The 16,716-nt window shown below is 63.4% G+C and carries 17 protein-coding genes; 11 read left to right on the top strand and 6 right to left on the bottom strand.

Features of this window, described 5'->3' with window-relative positions:
- The first annotated feature begins 10 nt into the window (after positions 1-10).
- The 9 genes from CH293_RS02805 to CH293_RS02765 all read left to right on the top strand — a co-directional run bounded on the left by CH293_RS02805 (position 11) and on the right by CH293_RS02765 (position 7,757).
- Positions 11-382 carry an STAS domain-containing protein gene (locus CH293_RS02805; protein WP_094719285.1) on the top strand — a complete coding sequence of 124 codons (372 nt, stop codon included), beginning with the start codon at positions 11-13 and terminating at the stop codon, positions 380-382.
- A gap of 95 nt (positions 383-477) precedes the next feature.
- A complete protein-coding gene (locus CH293_RS02800) occupies positions 478-843 on the top strand; it encodes an STAS domain-containing protein (RefSeq protein WP_037113768.1) in 366 nt (121 codons plus the stop codon).
- A 324-nt stretch (positions 844-1,167) separates the two neighbouring features.
- Entirely contained in the window at positions 1,168-1,836 is a 669-nt protein-coding gene (locus CH293_RS02795) for an HAD family phosphatase (RefSeq protein WP_037113766.1), read from the top strand.
- A 31-nt stretch (positions 1,837-1,867) separates the two neighbouring features.
- The gene (locus CH293_RS02790) at positions 1,868-3,082 is read left to right on the top strand and encodes a sedoheptulose 7-phosphate cyclase (protein ID WP_094719284.1); all 1,215 of its coding nucleotides are present in this window, start codon (positions 1,868-1,870) and stop codon (positions 3,080-3,082) included.
- Positions 3,075-3,905, top strand: a complete 831-nt coding sequence (locus tag CH293_RS02785) for an O-methyltransferase (protein ID WP_176459877.1) — start codon at positions 3,075-3,077, stop codon at positions 3,903-3,905. The genes CH293_RS02790 and CH293_RS02785 overlap by 8 nt, the downstream gene beginning before the upstream one ends.
- Before the next feature lie 6 nt (positions 3,906-3,911).
- The gene (locus tag CH293_RS02780; protein ID WP_094719282.1) at positions 3,912-5,204 is read left to right on the top strand and encodes an ATP-grasp enzyme; all 1,293 of its coding nucleotides are present in this window, start codon (positions 3,912-3,914) and stop codon (positions 5,202-5,204) included.
- Positions 5,204-6,229: a D-alanine--D-alanine ligase gene (locus CH293_RS02775; protein ID WP_094719281.1), complete on the top strand. Its 1,026-nt coding sequence runs from the start codon at positions 5,204-5,206 to the stop codon at positions 6,227-6,229. Before CH293_RS02780 ends, CH293_RS02775 begins: the two co-directional genes overlap by 1 nt.
- Positions 6,226-6,999, top strand: a complete 774-nt coding sequence (locus CH293_RS02770; protein WP_094719280.1) for a TauD/TfdA family dioxygenase — start codon at positions 6,226-6,228, stop codon at positions 6,997-6,999. The genes CH293_RS02775 and CH293_RS02770 overlap by 4 nt, the downstream gene beginning before the upstream one ends.
- Positions 7,000-7,103: 104 nt before the next feature.
- The gene (locus CH293_RS02765) at positions 7,104-7,757 is read left to right on the top strand and encodes a DNA alkylation repair protein (RefSeq protein ID WP_037113755.1); all 654 of its coding nucleotides are present in this window, start codon (positions 7,104-7,106) and stop codon (positions 7,755-7,757) included.
- Positions 7,758-7,802: 45 nt separating this feature from the next.
- Here the strand turns inward: CH293_RS02765 and CH293_RS02760 are convergent, their stop codons facing one another.
- Positions 7,803-8,609 carry an ABC transporter ATP-binding protein gene (locus tag CH293_RS02760; RefSeq protein ID WP_241483944.1) on the bottom strand — a complete coding sequence of 269 codons (807 nt, stop codon included), beginning with the start codon at positions 8,607-8,609 and terminating at the stop codon, positions 7,803-7,805.
- A gap of 37 nt (positions 8,610-8,646) precedes the next feature.
- On the opposite strand from CH293_RS02760, the gene CH293_RS28090 reads away from it, so the two are divergent.
- Both CH293_RS28090 and CH293_RS02755 read left to right on the top strand, forming a co-directional pair.
- Positions 8,647-8,883, top strand: a complete 237-nt coding sequence (locus CH293_RS28090; RefSeq protein WP_176459869.1) for a hypothetical protein — start codon at positions 8,647-8,649, stop codon at positions 8,881-8,883.
- 141 nt (positions 8,884-9,024) lie between these two features.
- The gene (locus CH293_RS02755; RefSeq protein WP_052059579.1) at positions 9,025-9,876 is read left to right on the top strand and encodes a GntR family transcriptional regulator; all 852 of its coding nucleotides are present in this window, start codon (positions 9,025-9,027) and stop codon (positions 9,874-9,876) included.
- A gap of 73 nt (positions 9,877-9,949) precedes the next feature.
- On the opposite strand, the gene CH293_RS02750 is transcribed toward CH293_RS02755, so the two are convergent.
- From CH293_RS02750 to CH293_RS02730, 5 genes are read right to left on the bottom strand one after another with little or no spacing between them, the layout of a single operon-like run.
- Complete coding sequence (locus tag CH293_RS02750) at positions 9,950-11,278, bottom strand: NtaA/DmoA family FMN-dependent monooxygenase (RefSeq protein WP_094719279.1); 1,329 nt, start codon at positions 11,276-11,278, stop codon at positions 9,950-9,952.
- Positions 11,275-12,471 carry an NtaA/DmoA family FMN-dependent monooxygenase gene (locus CH293_RS02745; RefSeq protein WP_255122682.1) on the bottom strand — a complete coding sequence of 399 codons (1,197 nt, stop codon included), beginning with the start codon at positions 12,469-12,471 and terminating at the stop codon, positions 11,275-11,277. The genes CH293_RS02750 and CH293_RS02745 overlap by 4 nt, the downstream gene beginning before the upstream one ends.
- On the bottom strand, positions 12,435-13,898 hold the full coding sequence (locus CH293_RS28475) for an MFS transporter (protein WP_052059577.1): 1,464 nt from the start codon (positions 13,896-13,898) through the stop codon (positions 12,435-12,437). The genes CH293_RS02745 and CH293_RS28475 overlap by 37 nt, the downstream gene beginning before the upstream one ends.
- A complete protein-coding gene (locus CH293_RS02735) occupies positions 13,898-15,187 on the bottom strand; it encodes an NtaA/DmoA family FMN-dependent monooxygenase (protein WP_037113747.1) in 1,290 nt (429 codons plus the stop codon). The genes CH293_RS28475 and CH293_RS02735 overlap by 1 nt, the downstream gene beginning before the upstream one ends.
- Positions 15,184-16,695: an MFS transporter gene (locus CH293_RS02730; protein WP_094719277.1), complete on the bottom strand. Its 1,512-nt coding sequence runs from the start codon at positions 16,693-16,695 to the stop codon at positions 15,184-15,186. Before CH293_RS02730 ends, CH293_RS02735 begins: the two co-directional genes overlap by 4 nt.
- Between the last annotated feature and the right edge of the window lie 21 nt (positions 16,696-16,716).

Raw genomic sequence — 16,716 nt, 5'->3', positions numbered from 1 at the left:
GCGTCGAGTCATGGTGAACGAGCCTGCGGGCGAGGCATTGGCCGTCGAATCGTCCGAGCAGGACGGTGTCACGGTGCTCGTCGTTTCGGGAGAACTCGACCTTGTCGGTGCTCCGAGGTTGGCGGATTGTGCTTATCCGGCTGCTGCTCAGGCTGTATACGGTCTCGTGATCGATCTCACCGGCGTCCAATTCCTCTCCTCGAGTGGAGTGAGTGTGCTGGTTCGTGCTGTCGATTCGCTGCCTCCCGGTGCGATGGGCGTATTGGTGGCCCCGCACTCGGTAGTGCAGCGACCCATCATGCTCAGTGGTCTGGATCGGGTGATCACGACAGTCGCCGACCGCCCCGCAGCGTTCGCGGCGATCGCTGCCACCCGCGCGTAGACGTCGGCGCCTCCTTGTAGGCTTGCTTCCGCGTGGTCTAGCCCGGTGCCCGCATTGACAGACCCGACACGCTTCATCGCCCCAAGGGAGTACACGTGCCCGCTCGAGACAGCACAGCTCGCTTCGACATCGGACGCGAGGTCGTCGGCAACGCCGTCATCGTCGCCGTCACCGGCGACATCGACCTGGGTACCGCACCGTCTTTCGCGTCGGAGATCGATTCCGCGCTGACGCCCACACCAGCGGCACTGATCGTCGATCTCACCGGCGTGGGATTCCTCGGATCGAGCGCAATGACCGTTCTGGCCGCAGCGCACGACCGGATGGGCGAGCTCACTGCCATTGCCGTCGTCGCCGACGGTTCCGCCACTCGTCGCCCTCTCGAACTGCTCGGGCTGGGGTCCGTGATGGCCATTCACGCGACGCGCGAGGACGCGCTCGCTGCTGTCGCGGCCGGCTGACACTTCGGCTCGCCACTCCGGCTCACCACTCCGGGATTCATTCCGCCTGATCCCGGCCGCACGCTGCGCGACCACATCATCGCGGCCACCCGCCGCTGACGTGGCATGCCCATCTCCGACGGGCGTTATCGTTCCGTTACTTTTCGTTATGCATCTGTGACTTTCGTGGGGACGAGTCCGACATGCCGCGTCGACACAGTTGGGGAGAAGAACGAAGTTGGTCGGTGATCGAGAAATGTCCGATGCCGGCGTCACCCGAACGCCCCGTGCCCGTACGGGAAACGAGACCGCCTACGGCACATAGAATCTCGCTAGGAGCTTTACATGACTGCAGTTCTCTTCGGATCCATCAGCACGCTCGCCGATACATCGGAACTTCAGCGCCGAGCCTTCAACGAGGCATTCGCCTCGCACGGCCTCGACTGGAACTGGTCGCGCGAGGACTACGCAGCGATGTTGACCAGCAACGGCGGCGCCGGCCGAATCGCCCAGTTCGCCTCGTCTCGCGGTGAGCAGGTCGATTCCGACGCCGTCCACGCGACCAAATCCGAGATCTTTCAACGACTTCTGGCAACCGAAGGTATCGAGCCCCGCCCGGGTGTCCTCGACACCGTCGCCAGTGCCCGCGAACACGGGTACAAGCTGGGTCTGGTCACGACGACATCGTCGGAGAACGTGAGCGCGCTCCTGGATGCATTCGAGAAACTCGGTACCGAGTCGTTCGACATCGTCGTGGACAAGACCTCCGTGTCCGAGGTCAAGCCCGATCCGGAGGTGTACCGGTTCGCCATCGACGGCCTCGGCGAGAAGGCTGAAGATTGTATTGCCATAGAAGACAACGTCGGTGGAGTCGAGTCGGCAACTGCGGCGTCGATCCGATGCATCGCTTTCCCCAACGCGAATACCGTCGGCGGCGACTTCTCGGCAGCGCTGAAGACTGTCGATCGGCTCGATCCCGACCAGCTCGCCCGATGGGCCAAGGGCGGCGCGTAAACGTTCGACGCGAGAACGAAAGGACATTTCGATGAGCAATATGCAAGCACGCGTAACTGCATCCGACCGGGCATTTCACGTCGAAGGGTACGAGCGGATCGAATACGATCTGGTGTACGTCGACGGCGTGTTCGACGTAGCCAATACTGAACTGGCAGAAAGCTATCGGCCCTACGGTCGTTGCCTGATGGTCGTGGACGAGACGGTTCACTCCTTGTACGGTGACCGCGCCCAGGCCTACTTCGATCACCATGGCATCGCGCTGACCGTCGTACCGGTCACCATCGCGGAAACCGCCAAGTCGCTCGACACCTTCGAGCGCATCGTGGGCGAGTTCGACGCGTTCGGTCTCGTTCGCACCGAACCTGTGCTCGTGGTCGGAGGCGGACTCACCACCGACGTTGCAGGCTTCGCGTGCGCCAGCTACCGGCGCAACACCCCGTACATCCGCATTCCCACCACGCTGATCGGTCTGATCGACGCGAGCGTGTCCATCAAGGTCGCCGTCAACTACAACAAGCACAAGAACCGCCTCGGCGCTTACCATGCGTCGCAAAAGGTCCTGCTGGATTTCTCGTTCCTCGCGACCTTGCCCGAGGACCAAATCCGCAACGGCATGGCCGAATTGATCAAGATTTCGGTGGTCGGCAACGAGAACATCTTCGACATGCTCGACGAGCACGGACCCGAATTGTTGGCGACGAAATTCGGGCATTCGGGCGGTACGCCGGAGGTGCGCGACATCGCACATCGCCTGACCTATCAGGCGATCGAGACGATGCTCGAGCTCGAGGCGCCGAACCTGCACGAGATCGAACTCGACCGTGTCATCGCCTTCGGCCACACCTGGAGTCCGACGCTCGAACTGACGCCTTCCCAGCCCTTCTTCCACGGGCATGCGATCAACATCGACATGGCGTTGTCCACCACCGTCGCCGAGCAGCGAGGTCTGATCTCGACCGCCGACAGGGATCGCATCCTGGGAGTCATGAACCGGCTCGGTCTCGCCTTGGACAGCGATCATCTGACGCCCGAGCTGCTCACCTCGGCGACCGCGTCGATCCTGAAGACCAGGGACGGGATCCTGCGCGCCGCAGTTCCAGACCCCATCGGCTCGTGTCGATTCCTCAACGATCTCACCACCGACGAGTTGGCGGACGCCTTGGCCTTGCACAAGAAGGTCTGCCTCGACTTCGACCGTGGGGGAGCGGGAATTGCCATGTTCACCGGTGGATCCGATGAATGATGGGGTCCTGCGTACCTCACGACCGGTGACACCGACGACGATCCTGGGCAAGGAGCTGCGCGAACTCGTCGAGGCCTACGACAACGGCGAGGTCGGTGAGGACTTCGCGCAGCGGTTGCGCCGCGCGCGGGACCTTGCCGACGGTCTCGATCCGTATCTCGACGCGCATACCACCCCTGAATCGTCGGCGCTGCAGGAGCTTTCCCGGCGAACACAGGGAATGGACTGGGATTCCCGGACGGTGGTGTCCGGATCCGGTCCGCTGGAGCAGGAGATGCTGTCCGGACACGTCGAAGGTCAGGCGCTCAAGTTTCTGGCGCACATGACCGGTGCGCGACGGGTACTGGAGATCGGTATGTTCACCGGCTATTCCGCACTGGCGATGGCCGAGGCGCTGCCCGACGGCGGCACAGTGGTCGCCTGCGAGGTCGACGAGTTCGTTGCGGACTTCGCACGCGAGTGCTTCGCGTCGTCGCCTGTCGGTCACCGAATATCAGTCGAGGTGGGACCGGCAATGGATACTCTCGACAGACTCGCGGGGGAGTCGGTGCAGTTCGACCTGGTGTTCATCGACGCGGACAAGACCGGTTACCTCGGGTATTACCATCGGCTCCTGGACACCGATCTGTTGGCGCCGGGGGCGGTGATCGCAGTCGACAACACCCTGCTCCAGGGCGCTCCCTACGCGGAGCCGGCATACCGGACCGTCAATGGTGACGCCGTCGACGCATTCAATTCCTTCGTGACCGAGGATGCGCGCGTCGAGCAGGTTCTACTTCCGCTACGCGACGGTGTCACGTTGATCCGACGAGTGGAGGCTTAGCCCACCATGCAGTTCAGGGCGTTGACTCGCACGGTCGGTGCGCTCGGTGCGCTGACCGTCACCCTCCCCATCGATCTGGTCGTCGTGGCGTTCGCATTGCTCGATCAGCGTCGCGTCGCGGCCCCTCCGTCGGGACGCACGGTCATGGTGAGCGGTGGAAAGATGACCAAGGCTTTGAGTTTGGCGCGCGCATTCCACCGTGCAGGTCATCGCGTCGTCCTCGTCGAGTCGTCGAAGTACCGATTCACCGGCCATCGATTCTCTCGGGCGGTCGACGCGTTCCACTGTGTTCCCGAACCGACGGACCCCGGGTACGCACATGCGCTGCGAGATGTGGTGCTTCGTGAACAAGTCGACGTCTTCGTTCCGGTCGCGAGCCCTGCCTCCAGCGTGCCGGACGCCGACGCCGCATCGCTGCTCGACGATCTCTGCGAGGTGGTGCACGCCGACCCCGAGACCGTGCGCATGCTGGACGACAAGTCGAGGTTCTCGGAGGCGGCCGCGTCGATGGGTCTGTCGGTGCCGGACTGGCGACGCATCACGTCGGTCGACGACATCGCCTCGTTCGACTTTCCCCCCGGGCGTGAATACATCTTGAAACAGATCGCGTACAACCCCGTCGGCAGAATGGATCTGACGCGGCTGTCGAGCGCGACGCCGCAGCGAAACCTCGAGTTCGCACGCAGCCTGGACATGACCGAGAGCAACCCGTGGATCCTGCAGGAATTCATATCGGGGCAGGAGTACTGCACCCACGGTACGGCCCGCGACGGGCATCTCACCGTGTATGCGTGCTGTAGATCGTCCGCGTTCCAAGTGAATTACGAGATGAGCGACGTGCCTGACATTCGTTCCTGGGTCGAGACATTCGTCGGCGAGCTCGGTGTGACCGGGCAGCTGTCCTTCGATTTCGTCCAGGCCGCGGACGGCCGGGTGTACGCGATCGAGTGCAACCCGCGCACGCACTCCGCGATCACGATGTTCTACGACCAGGACTTGTTGGCTCAGGGATATCTGGGACGAGTCGAGTCGGCAGTGCTCCCGACGCACGAGTCCAAGCCGACGTTCTGGACCTACCACGAGCTGTGGCGGTTGCTGACCGAGCCGAATCGCCGACACCGACTTCGTGTCATCGTGCAGGGAACCGACGCCATCTTCGCGCGGTGGGATCCACTCCCGTACCTGCTCGTTCACCACCTGCAGATTCCGATCCTGCTGGTGAAGAACGCGCTGTCGGGACGCGGTTGGTCTCGTATCGACTTCAACATCGGAAAACTAGTCGAACAGGGAGGAGACTGATGCCGACGACGGTGCTCGTACTGGCAGGCTCGCCCGTCGACCAGTTCCACGTCGATCTCTCCACGGTCTACGCCCAGGGATTTCTGAACGCGATCGACGGTAATGCCGACTACCGTGTTCACATCGCCGTCGTGACACCAGGCGGTCACTGGCAGATCGTCGATCGTTTCGACGCGCTGAATCAGGCCGAGGTGAGGACCGTCGGGCAAGCAATGGAGTGGGTGAACACCGCAGGCATCGACGTCGTTGTTCCACAGATGTTCTGCCGACCCGGAATGACTAGCTACCGAGCGATGTTCGACCTGCTGTCGATCCCAGTTCTCGGCAATCGACCGGAGACAATGGCCACGACCGCGGACAAGGACATCGCGCGAGCGATCGTGGAGGCGGCAGGCGTTGCGGTACCGCGCGGTGAAGTCCTCCGGTCGGCCGGGAGCACCACGGTGCCGTTCCCCGTGGTCGTCAAACCGGTGGACGCCGACAACTCGGTCGGTGTCGAGTTGGTCAGGGATGCCGAAGGTCTCGATGAAGCCGTTCGTGCTGCACTGAGTCACTCGGGCGGTGCTCTGGTGGAAACGTACGTCCCGCTCGGTCGGGAGGTTCGCTGTGGAATCCTCTCTCGTGACGGTGAATTGATGTGTCTGCCGCTGGAGGAGTACGCAGTCGGTGAGTCGAACCCGATCCGAAGTTCCGCGGACAAGCTGAACCGTACCGACGAGGGTGACCTGTACCTGGTGGCCAAGGATTCGAGCAAGGCCTGGATCGTCGACGTCGACGACCCGATCACCGAGAAGGTATGGGCGGCAGCCCGTATCGCCTACCGCGCTCTCGGTTGTCGACACTACGGATTGTTCGATTTCCGCATCGATCCCGACGGCAACCCCTGGTTTCTCGAAGCCGGCCTGTACTGCTCCTACTCGCCGGGCAGTGTCGTTGCGGTCATGGCGCGCGCAGCAGGGATCTCGGTGACCGAACTGTTCGCGCTGTCGCTGCGCGAACTCGACAGAGAAAGGGTCCGAACGTGAACAGCGAAGCTCTGAACCCTCTGGGAGTGCGCGTCACCGACGTCGCGGTCGGCCGACTCGGGACCTCGGACGTCGATGTACTGCGACACCTGCTCGCCGAGCACGGCGTCGCCGTACTGCCGGGCCAGCACGTCGGTAACGACGAATTCACGGCGTTCCTCGAAAGCCTCGGGGACTTGATGTTCACCGAAGGCGAGACGCCCGTCGAGGGATACCCGGATCTCAACGTCATCACCAACGTCGGGCGAACAACCCCGCCGAAATCGACCTTTCACGTCGACACCACCTACATCCCCGTCCCACCGGCGTACACCGCTCTTCGAGCGGTCGAAGTACCGAGGGACGGTGGGCAGACACTGTTCAGCAACCAGTATCGCGCCTACGACACACTCACAGCCGAGGACAAGAAACTCGTCGAACACGCGACCGTCACCCACACCGTCACCGGACTCGACGGCATCGAAGGATCCGCCGAGCATCCACTGGTCCTCGAGCACCCGGTGACAGGCCGCACAGCGCTGTACCTCACCGCCCCCGCGCGCTGTACTGCCGTATCCGGGACGACGGCAGACGAAGCGTCGCACCTCATCAGGCGCCTCGTCGACCACTCGACCCGTGAGGACAACGTCCTGCGGCATTCCTGGTCCCCCGACGACGTCGTCATCTGGGACAACCGATGCGTCATGCACAAAGCCGATCACACCGGCGTCACCGGGAACCGAGTCATGCACCGCGGCATGGCCGGCGACCGTCTGGCACGCCCGCGCTGATCCAAGCAACACGAGCACTTCCTCGTTCACCGACGATTTTTGCCGTCGGTGCCGGTCGGTATCAGCACGGGACAAGGTGCTGCACGCTGGAGGGAGTGAACGTAATGGGTGACGTCGAGAAGATCGAACAGGAGCTTCGTGCTCTGTCGAGTCCGGACCAGGTGGACCTGATTGCCCGTCGAGTCGATCGGAACCAGATCATCGGAGTTCGCATGGGATCGGTCTTCGGTCTGGCGAAGGCGAACTGGCGGCTGGACTTGGGCACGGTCCGAGAACTCGTGCAGTCCGACTGGTTCGAAGTTCGCATGGTCGGGGTCAGCATTCTCGACGCACGTGCACGGAAGGGCAGTGCGGCCGATGCAGTGCGGACCGACTTGTACGAGCTGTACCTGGACGAGCACGCGCACATCGATACCTGGGATCTGGTGGATCGAGCTGCGCCGCGCGTAATCGGACAGTATCTGCTCGACAGGCCGAAGGAGCCTCTGCACATTCTCGCCGGCTCGGCCAACCTGTGGGAACGGCGGACCTCGATCGTCGCCTGCTACTGGCTGATCCGAAACGGCGAGCTCGACGATCCGGTACGCATTCTGGAAGCCCTGATCGACGATCCGGAAGTGTTCGTCCAGACCGCACTCGGAACTGCGCTGAGGGAAGTCAAGCGTGCAGACCCGGCACGGGCGGCCGAGTTCCACCGGCGACACGGCAGCAGACTGCACCCGACAGCCCGGCGTGCCATGAAAGTCGGCCGTACTTGACCTGTCCGTCGGCGTTGTGTTCTCGGCACGAGGCCAGGGCGTCGATCAGTTGGTGACGAAGTCCCCGAGTACGGGTAACCGTGATGCCGACCGGTTCGCCAACGTCGGCACGCACCCGAGAAGTCCCTTCGTGTAGGGGTGTGTGGCGCCCGACACGATGGTGGTCGACGGTTTCTGCTCGACGAGTTCTCCTCGGTACATCACGAGCATGGTGTCGGAGAATTCCAAGCAGAGTTTGATGTCGTGACTGACGACCAGGAGTGCCGTCCCCTCTTCTCGGGTGAGATTCTGTAGTAATTCCATAGTTCCGCGCGCAAGTGACGCGTCGAGCGCGCTGGTCGGTTCGTCGGCGATGAGGAGCCGGGGTGACCCGCACAGTGCCAGTGCCGTCATGACCCTCTGTCGCATTCCTCCGGAGAGCTCGTACGGCCGACTGCCCATCACTCGTCGGGCATCGTGCAGACCGACTTTGTCGAGCCAGTGGGCCGTGATATCGGCTCGAGCGCGGCGACCGGTGACACCTGCCCCGGCGAGAACGTGGCTGAATTGGCCGCCGATGGTCCACACAGGATCGAGAGCGGTCATCGCATCCTGGAACACCATGGCGATACCGTCGGTCCGGCTCGGAACACTGCGCTTCGTGGTCGGTTGCTGAGGAACGCCCTCGAATTCGAGGGTGTCCGACACCACGGACGCGCCACTCGATGCGCCGATCAGCCCGGCGATGGTCATGGCCAGTGTCGATTTACCCGAACCCGACTCGCCGACGAGGGCAACGCGCTCACCTGGAGCGATGTCGAACGAGACGTCCTTCACGGCCGTCACGGCCGATAAGCCCGTGCCGTATGTCACAGAGAGATTCTTGACGCTGAGTACAGAATCGACGGACGTGGATGTGTCGACCTGGTCGATTGGTCTGTCCTGCAGCGTGTTCGAAGAAATCGAGCGTTCCGCTGTTGTCGTCATTCATGCTCCCACCGAGGCGTCCGAAGAGTTCGATTACGTCCGTAATGCTTCATCAGGGGTGTTTCCCGAACCGATCCCGTTGGTAAACAACGTATTACGCGGACCGGACCGGTTGCTTGTCGTAGCGTTGACCTGCGGGTTCACGGTCCGTCGAGCGTGAATGTGCCGTTCGATCACACAGCGGGAAACGGGCGGGATTCCTATAGACTCGGCAAACCGGTTGATCTCATCGTCGCGGCAACCCGTCTCCCTGTCGTTCGAGCTCGCGTGCGAACGTGTACCACCGAAAGGCCTCGACAGTATGACCCGCCCCTTCTTCGACAACGAGTCCGGCACCGTAGCAGCGCATCGCCGTCGCCAAGCGGACGAGCAGCGTGCGAGGTATCTGCGTGCCCAAGCTGCACGTCAGGAAAAGTTCGTCACGTCGCCGCGGCGCGTCTACGAACTGATTCGATCCGGAATTCGGCGCGGGACGATGCCGCACGACGAGACACTGTCGGAGCAGCATTTGATCGATACCCTCGGCGCGACCCGAAATGCTGTGCGTAAAGCGTTGCAGATGCTCGCGGACGACGGCGTGGTGCTCCGTGCCCGACGCGCTGGAACGTCCGTCGCCCACGACATCGTTGCGGTCCGCGATGGCGAGGTCGGCCCGCGTGCCTGGGCTGGAATGCCGGATGAAGGCCGATTGACCGTGGATACACTCGAATGCCGCAGGATTGCCGCGCCTGCGGTACTGCAGAACTTCATCGGCACCGAGGTGGACACCGTCGTGTTGCTCGAGCAGGTGGGGCGGATGGGGGGCAAGCCGTTGTATCTCCGCGTCGGATACTGCATCACCGATTTCGAGATCGACGAATTCGTCACCCGTATCGAGAGCAACCATTCCGAGTACCCGCCGATAGCTGTGGCGCACAATCGGATTTTCGGCACCGTCTACGGCGGCAGCAGTTCGGTTGTGGAAGCGATCTCGTGCCAGGAACGTGCGGCGGATCTGCTGGACATGCAGGTCGGTGCGCCGGTGCTGTTGCGGGAATTGATCACCAGAGACTCCGAGGGCCGCCCGGCAGAGCTGAGCTTCACACACTTCCGCGCCGATCGCGTGGCGATCATCGGATCCGCAGACCATCACGGAATGTCTCCGCACCTGTGATCGACAGCAACGGAGCCGGCACTGGTACCGGCTCCGTTGCTGTCCAGCAGGACAGCGGCTTTCGAGGCGTGGGTCAGAAGTCCAACAAGTTGTTGCGGAATTGGCGGTGCGCGTAGCCGTCACGCACCAATCCTCGACGCCGCAGCGCCGGCACGAGACCGTCGGTGACTTCGGTGTAGTAACGCCGACCGAGCCTTCCGGTCATCAGGAAACCGTCGCCACCGACAGCGTCGATGACCTCTTCCATCCGATCGGCCACCGTTTCCGGTGTTCCGACCAGTGGGACCGACGTGATCGACCAGGTCGCCGCGAGTTGTCGGAGCGTCTTCTCGGAGCCGTCCTCGTTGAACTTGCTGCCCCCGGATCCGGCGAGGAAGTCCGCCAGCGTGGTGCGGTGCCCGTTGGTGGACAACGGCGGTGGGGGAGTGTCGATGTCCAACGTCGACAGGTCGTTGCCCGTCACAGCCGACAGGTGCGCCAATGCCGCATGCACTCGGCCGTCGGTCGCTTCCCTGGACCGAGCATCGAGCTCGGCTGCCTCGGCATCGGTTTCACCCAAGACCGGAGAAACGATGTACATGATCTTGATCGAGTCGGGATCGCGACCGGCGTCGGATGCCATCGTCCGTACGTCGTCGCGGTAGGCCTTCATCGCCTCGATGCCTTGAGCCTGACAGATGATGGTGTCCGCGTTGCGTGCCGCGAACGCGCGTCCACGGGGTGAACCGCCTGCCTGGCATATCACCGGACGCCCCTGTGGCATCGGAAGCGTGTTCAGCGGCCCCCGCGTGCGATGGAACTTTCCGACGTAGTTCGCATCGTGGACCTTGGTGTGGTCCGCGTACGTACCCGACTCGCGGTCCAGTACCACCGCGTCCGGTTCCCACGACTTCCACAACGCGTCGACTGCTTCGACGAACTCCTCCGCGCGCTCGTATCGTTCGTCGTGCGGTGGCAGGGCGTCCATTCCGAAGTTCTGCGCAGCGCGATCCTCGCTGGAGGTCACCACGTTCCACCCGACTCGTCCGTGCGACATGTGATCCAGCGTCGAGACGGTGCGCGCGAGCAGATACGGGGGATAGAAACTTGTCGACATCGTCGCGACGATCCCGAGTCGGGAGGTCGCGGCAGCGAGCATCGGAACGAGGGCGACCGGATCGTGTTTGGGCGCGTACTGAGCCTTGGCGAGGTCGAACTCGGTTGTCCCACCGTAGATGTCGGACACCATCGACGAGTCCTCCAACATCAGGTAATCGAAGCCCGCGCGTTCGAGAGCCCGCGCCATCTCCACATGGAAGCGTCCGTCCGCCCAGGAATCGGCGTCGGACCCGGTCCAGTGCGATGTCCACACCGGAGGACGGAAACTGGTGAACCAACCGAGGTGCATCCGCGGCGTGCTCATCGCGCACCTGCCAGGTGCTCGCGGAGGCTCTGGCCTCGGAACCCGGTGCCCGCGACGCCGCGGCGACGAAGCTCTGGCATCAATCCGTCGCACACGTCGTCGACGTATCGCCGGTTCAGCACACCGCCACCACCGCCGAAGAACAGGAACCCGTCACCACCGACTTCCTCGATGACGCTTTCCATTTCGTCGGCTACCGAAGCAGGCGTACCGACGAGCCTGAGAGACTCTGTTCGTTCCGCCGCGACAGTCTCGCGGATGGTCCGTCCTTCCGCCCAGGTATGTAGATTCTCCAAGATGCTGGTGCTCCCCTCGGTGTGCAGATCGTCCGGAATCGGCTTGTCGACGTCGAACCGAGAGAAGTCGATGTCGCCGGACAGCATGATCAGACGCCGCGCGATGGCGGCGTCGGTGGGCTCGTAGTAACGCTCCGCGCGACGGCGTGCGTCCTTCTCGGTCTCACCCAGGATGGGCGTCACCATGTACAGAACCTTGACATCGTCCGGGTTTCGGCCGAAACCCGCTGCGCGCGAGCGAATCGTGTCTCGATACGCACGCATCGCAGCGCGGCCCTTCGGCGCGGACACCACGAGATCGGCTACACGGGCAGCCAGATCGATGCCCGACGCGGACGCTCCCGCCTGACAGATGACGGGTTTGCCCTGAGGACTCGGCAGTGTGTTCAGCGGGCCGCGAACCTTGAAGTGCTTACCGGCGTGGTCGATGGTGCGAACTTTGGTGTGATCGACGTAGGACTCCAGGCCAGGGTGAATCGGCGACGCGGCGTCGACGTCCCAGGACGCCCACAGGGCGTTGGCCACGTCGACGAACTCCTCGGCGATCTCGTAGCGTTCGTCGTGGACAGGGAGGGTGTCGTGGCCGAAGTTCTGAGCCGCTCGATCGCCGGTCGAGGTGACGATATTCCATCCGATTCGGCCGTGGCTGAGGTGATCGAGGGTGGAGAGCAACCGTGTCAGCAGAAACGGGGGATAGAAACTGGTCGATGCGGTGACGACGATGCCGATCTTCTCGGTCTCGTACGCGAGTCTCGATGCCAGAGCCATCGGATCATGCTTGGGAGCCCTCGGTGTCCACTTGAGTTCGGATTCGAACGTGCCCCCGTAGATGTCGGTGAGCGCGGTCGAGTCCTCGAGCATCACGAAGTCGATTCCCGCTCGCTCGAACTTGCGCACGATGTCGACAGCGAAAGATCCGTCTGCCCAGTCCGTTCCGCCGGTTCCTGCCCACGGGCCCGTCCAGTCCGGGACGAGATAGTTGGTGAACCAGCCGAGGGTGAACGGTGTTGACATCTCTCCTCATTTCTCGAGCGGTGCTCGCGTTGTTCCTTGGTCGGTAAAGATCTGATGGACGACGCCGAGGTCGCGGATTCGTCGGTGACGACCACCTTGGAATCCGGGGTCGCCGTTCCGTTGGTTCGCCACGGCCGGAGCGCGAGGAGGACGGCCAGTGCCGCCACGGGAACACTTGCGGTGAATGCCAGGGAGTAGGAGGCCTGTGCGGCCACAGCACCGGCGACGAGTGGGCCGAGCATGGTTCCGACGTCGAAGGTCACCTGGTACACGGCGATCGGCGTTCCTCCCCTGCCGTGCAGCACGTCTCCCACCGTGGCCGCACTCGAGACCATCGCGAACGTTCCGCCGACACCCCACAGGATCATGGTGAAGACCAGCACCAGCAGGGTCGGGAACACGGCGAGGAGAACGATCCCGAACAAGATCAAGGCCGATCCTGCCGCCAGCATCGGCCGACGTCCCCACCGGTCGACGAGGATGCCGGCGGGTTTGACGACGACGATCTGTACGATCGCGCCGACGACCAGGACCAACCCCGAGACGAACGGGCTCCCACCGATGACTGTTGCGACGAACAGTGGAACGAGAGTGAAGCGAACGCCGTTCCCTATCCACCCGTTGGCGAAGTTGGACGAGATCGCCGCGCGGAAGCCTGGATGACGAAGCGCGTCCAGCAGACTCATCTGCTCGGGCCGCGTCGACAGGTCGTGCTCGACGCCGGCTGCCGCGTCCTTACGGTCGCTGGATCGGAACGCCAGCCACACCACCGCAACGCCGACGATCAGAGTGATCGCGTGCGTCAGGAAGGGCGCTCGCAGCGACACCAGGGCGACGGCGCCGCCGATCACCGGGCCGAGTACCCCACCGATCAGGAAACCCGACTGGAACACCGACGCGGTGCGTCCTCCACTCTCCGCTGTGCTGTACCTGAAGAGGAGTTGTTGCCCCGATACGGTGAACATCGCCGTGCCGATTCCCCCGACCGCTCGGAGCACCAGCAACGCCAGAAACGTCGGCGCGAAAGCTGCGGCCAGTGACGACGCCGCGGCGAGGAGCAGTCCGACAGTGAGGACCGTCCGCTCGTCGAAGCGGAGCAGTATGCGGCTCGCACCGAACGAGGCCAGCACGCGAGTGAACGCGTAGATGCTGACCACGGACGACGCTGCAAGGTCGCTGACACCGAAATCCCGTGCGAACACCGGGATGACCGGTGCGACGACGCCGTACCCGAGCCCGATGCACACGTTGACGAACGCCAACGCGTACACCGGCCCTGGCACGACCGAATCGCGTCGAGGGAAGCGCATCAGAACGACAGGAGATTGTCACGGAAGTGCGCGTGCTCGTACTTCGTGCGTACGAGGCCGCGTCGCTGCAGTGCAGGCACCAACCCCTCGGTGATCTCGCCGACGTAGCGTCGACCGATACTGCCGGTGACGAGGAATCCGTCGCCTCCGACGAAGTCCATCGTCTCGCCCATCTGCTCGGCGACCGAGTCGGGCGTTCCCACGTAGTGCACGTTCTTCATCGACCATCCGAGAGCGGCCTTGCGCGGCGTGTTTCCGTAGGAGAGGAAGTCGCCCAGAGTCGTTCGATGTCCGTTGGTGGACAGTTCAGGGAATTCCTCGTCCAGTTCGTAACTCGAGAGGTCGATTTCGGTGAGGGCTGAGATGTGACCGAGTGCGGATTCGATACGTGAGTCGACGTCCGCAGTCATTCGTTCGACCTTCGCCCTCGCGTCGGCGTCGGTATCGGCGAGCACGGGTTGGGTGATGAACATGATCTTGCAGCTGTCGGGATCGCGTCCTGCCTTCTCCATTCGCATCCGGATGTCGTCGCGAAACGCCTTCATCGCGACGGGATCCTTGGCTGCGCTCAGAATGGTCTCGGCGTTGCGCGCGGCGAACTCCCGGCCGCGGGGTGAACCGCCGGCTTGGCAGATCACCGGTTCACCCTGCGGGGACTTCGGAAGGTTCAGGGGGCCGCGCGAGGCGTGGAACTTGCCACGGAAATCGGTGACGTGCACCTTGGTGTGATCGACGTAGGTGCCGCTCTCGCGGTCGAGAACCATCGCGTCGTCTTCCCACGATGCCCAGAGTTGCTTGACCAGATCGACGAATTCGTCTGCGCGTTCGTATCGTTGGTCGTGCTCGGCCAGCTTGTCCATACCGTAGTTCTGCGCAGCACGATCTTCGCTGGAGGTGACGACGTTCCAGCCGACACGGCCCTTGCTGACGTGGTCGAGCGTCGAGAAGCGGCGGGCGAGCAGCCACGGTGGGTAGAAGGATGTGGAGCAGGTTGCGATGACTCCGATGTGCTCGGTCGCGGCCGTCAGCACCGGCACCAGCGTGACCGGATCGTGTTTGGGGGCGTAGAGGCCGTACTTCAGGTCGACGCGGGACGAGTTCTCGAAAGCATCCGAGACCATCGACGAATCCTCGAGCATGATGTAGTCGAAGCAGGCCCGCTCGAGTGCTCGCGCGAAGTCGACGTGCAGCTCACCGTTCGCCCACGTCTTGCCCTCGTCGCCGGCCCACGTGGTGTTCCACGGCGGATTGGAGAAGTTGGTGAACCACCCCAGATGAAATTTGGTCATTGCCGTGTACTCCTTGTTCTCGATTGTCGTTCGGATGAAAGGCGACGGACTCTCCGGATTTCCGACGGTTCGTCGTCTCGGACTCCGCGCAGTGTCGACGGAACACTGGCGGCGAGGGCGCTGGCTGCCATCATGGCGATTGCCACGACGAACCCTGTTGTCAGGGAGCTTGTTTCCGAGGCCGGCAGCATGAGGGCGTCCCCGGAGTAGACGAGTTCGCGGAGCGCAGGAGGCAATGCCGACACGGCCAGGACCAACGCAAGCGCAGTGCTGACCGTCACCGCAGTGTTGTCCAGCGATACACGGAGCCCGTTCGCCATGCCGGATCGATTGGGCGGTACGCCGACGTTGATTGCAGCAGCATTCGCGGTCTTGAAAATTGCGCCGGTCAGTCCGAGCGCGAAGAGTATGACGACGACGGGCACATCCGCTGCCGGTCCGCCGATGTGCAGAGCCAGCACCGTGAGGACGGTGGCCGTGCCGAGGGTGGAGGCCGTGGTCAGCACTCGCGTCCGTACGCGTGTCGCCAGCCGACCGGCGATCGGCGACATCATCGTGGTGCCGACGGCCAGTGCCGTGATCTGCAGTCCGGCCTCGATCGGGCTGCGTCCTTCGACGCTCTGGAGGTACAGGGACATCGTCACTGCCACCGCACCTTCGGCGATGGTGACGAGAAACGACGCGCTGTAGGCGCAGCCGCGGAAGCGGCTGGTCAGCAACGCGGGGTCGACGATCGGGTCGATGGTGCGTCGTTCCCACCACCAGAACAGGGGAAGCCCCAGGACGACCACGGCCAAGGGAAACAATGCGTGGACCGAACCGAAACCGACGCTGCCACCACGGTTCACCCCGTAGACGAGGCATCCGAGCACAATCATCGACCCCATCGCACCGACGTAGTCGAACCTCGCTGCGCGAGGAGGCCGATCGGTCCGGCGCAACGTGATCGCGGCCCAGGCCGTCCCGAGCACACCGAGGGGCACAACGACTCCGAAGACGCCGCGCCACCCTGTTGTTTCGGTCAGAACACCGCCGAGAAGCGGGCCGATCGAAACAGCGAGCGACATGATCGTGATATTCCAGCCGATTCCGATCGCGAGCTGCGCAGGTGCGAAGGCCTCGACCAGCAGCGCGGTGGTGTTGGTGATCACCGCGGCGGCGCCGACACCCTGCACGACCCGTAGCCCGATCACCAGTGCTGGATCGCTCGACAGCGAGATCACCGCACCGCTGACCGTCAGCAGCGCGAGGCCTGCCAGATAGACCGGCCTTCGGCCGAGGATGTCGGCTACCTTGCCGAGAACCAGAATGAAGACGGCGGTCGTCAAGAGATACGCGAGCATGAACCAATCGGTCTGTGCTGCAGAGGCGTTCAAGCCTGCACTCATGTCGGGCAGGGCCACTGGAAGCATGCTCACCGAGACGAAGGTGATGCTCATACCCAGCCCGGTGACGGACAGTACTCGCCACGGATAGTTGTCGGGCCGCGACGGTGGCCGCGGATCCACCGGCGTGTACGCCCCTGCAGC

Source organism: Rhodococcus sp. 14-2470-1b, assembly GCF_002259415.1.
GTDB lineage: Bacteria > Actinomycetota > Actinomycetes > Mycobacteriales > Mycobacteriaceae > Rhodococcoides.
This window is presented reverse-complemented; position numbering and strand designations above follow the sequence as displayed.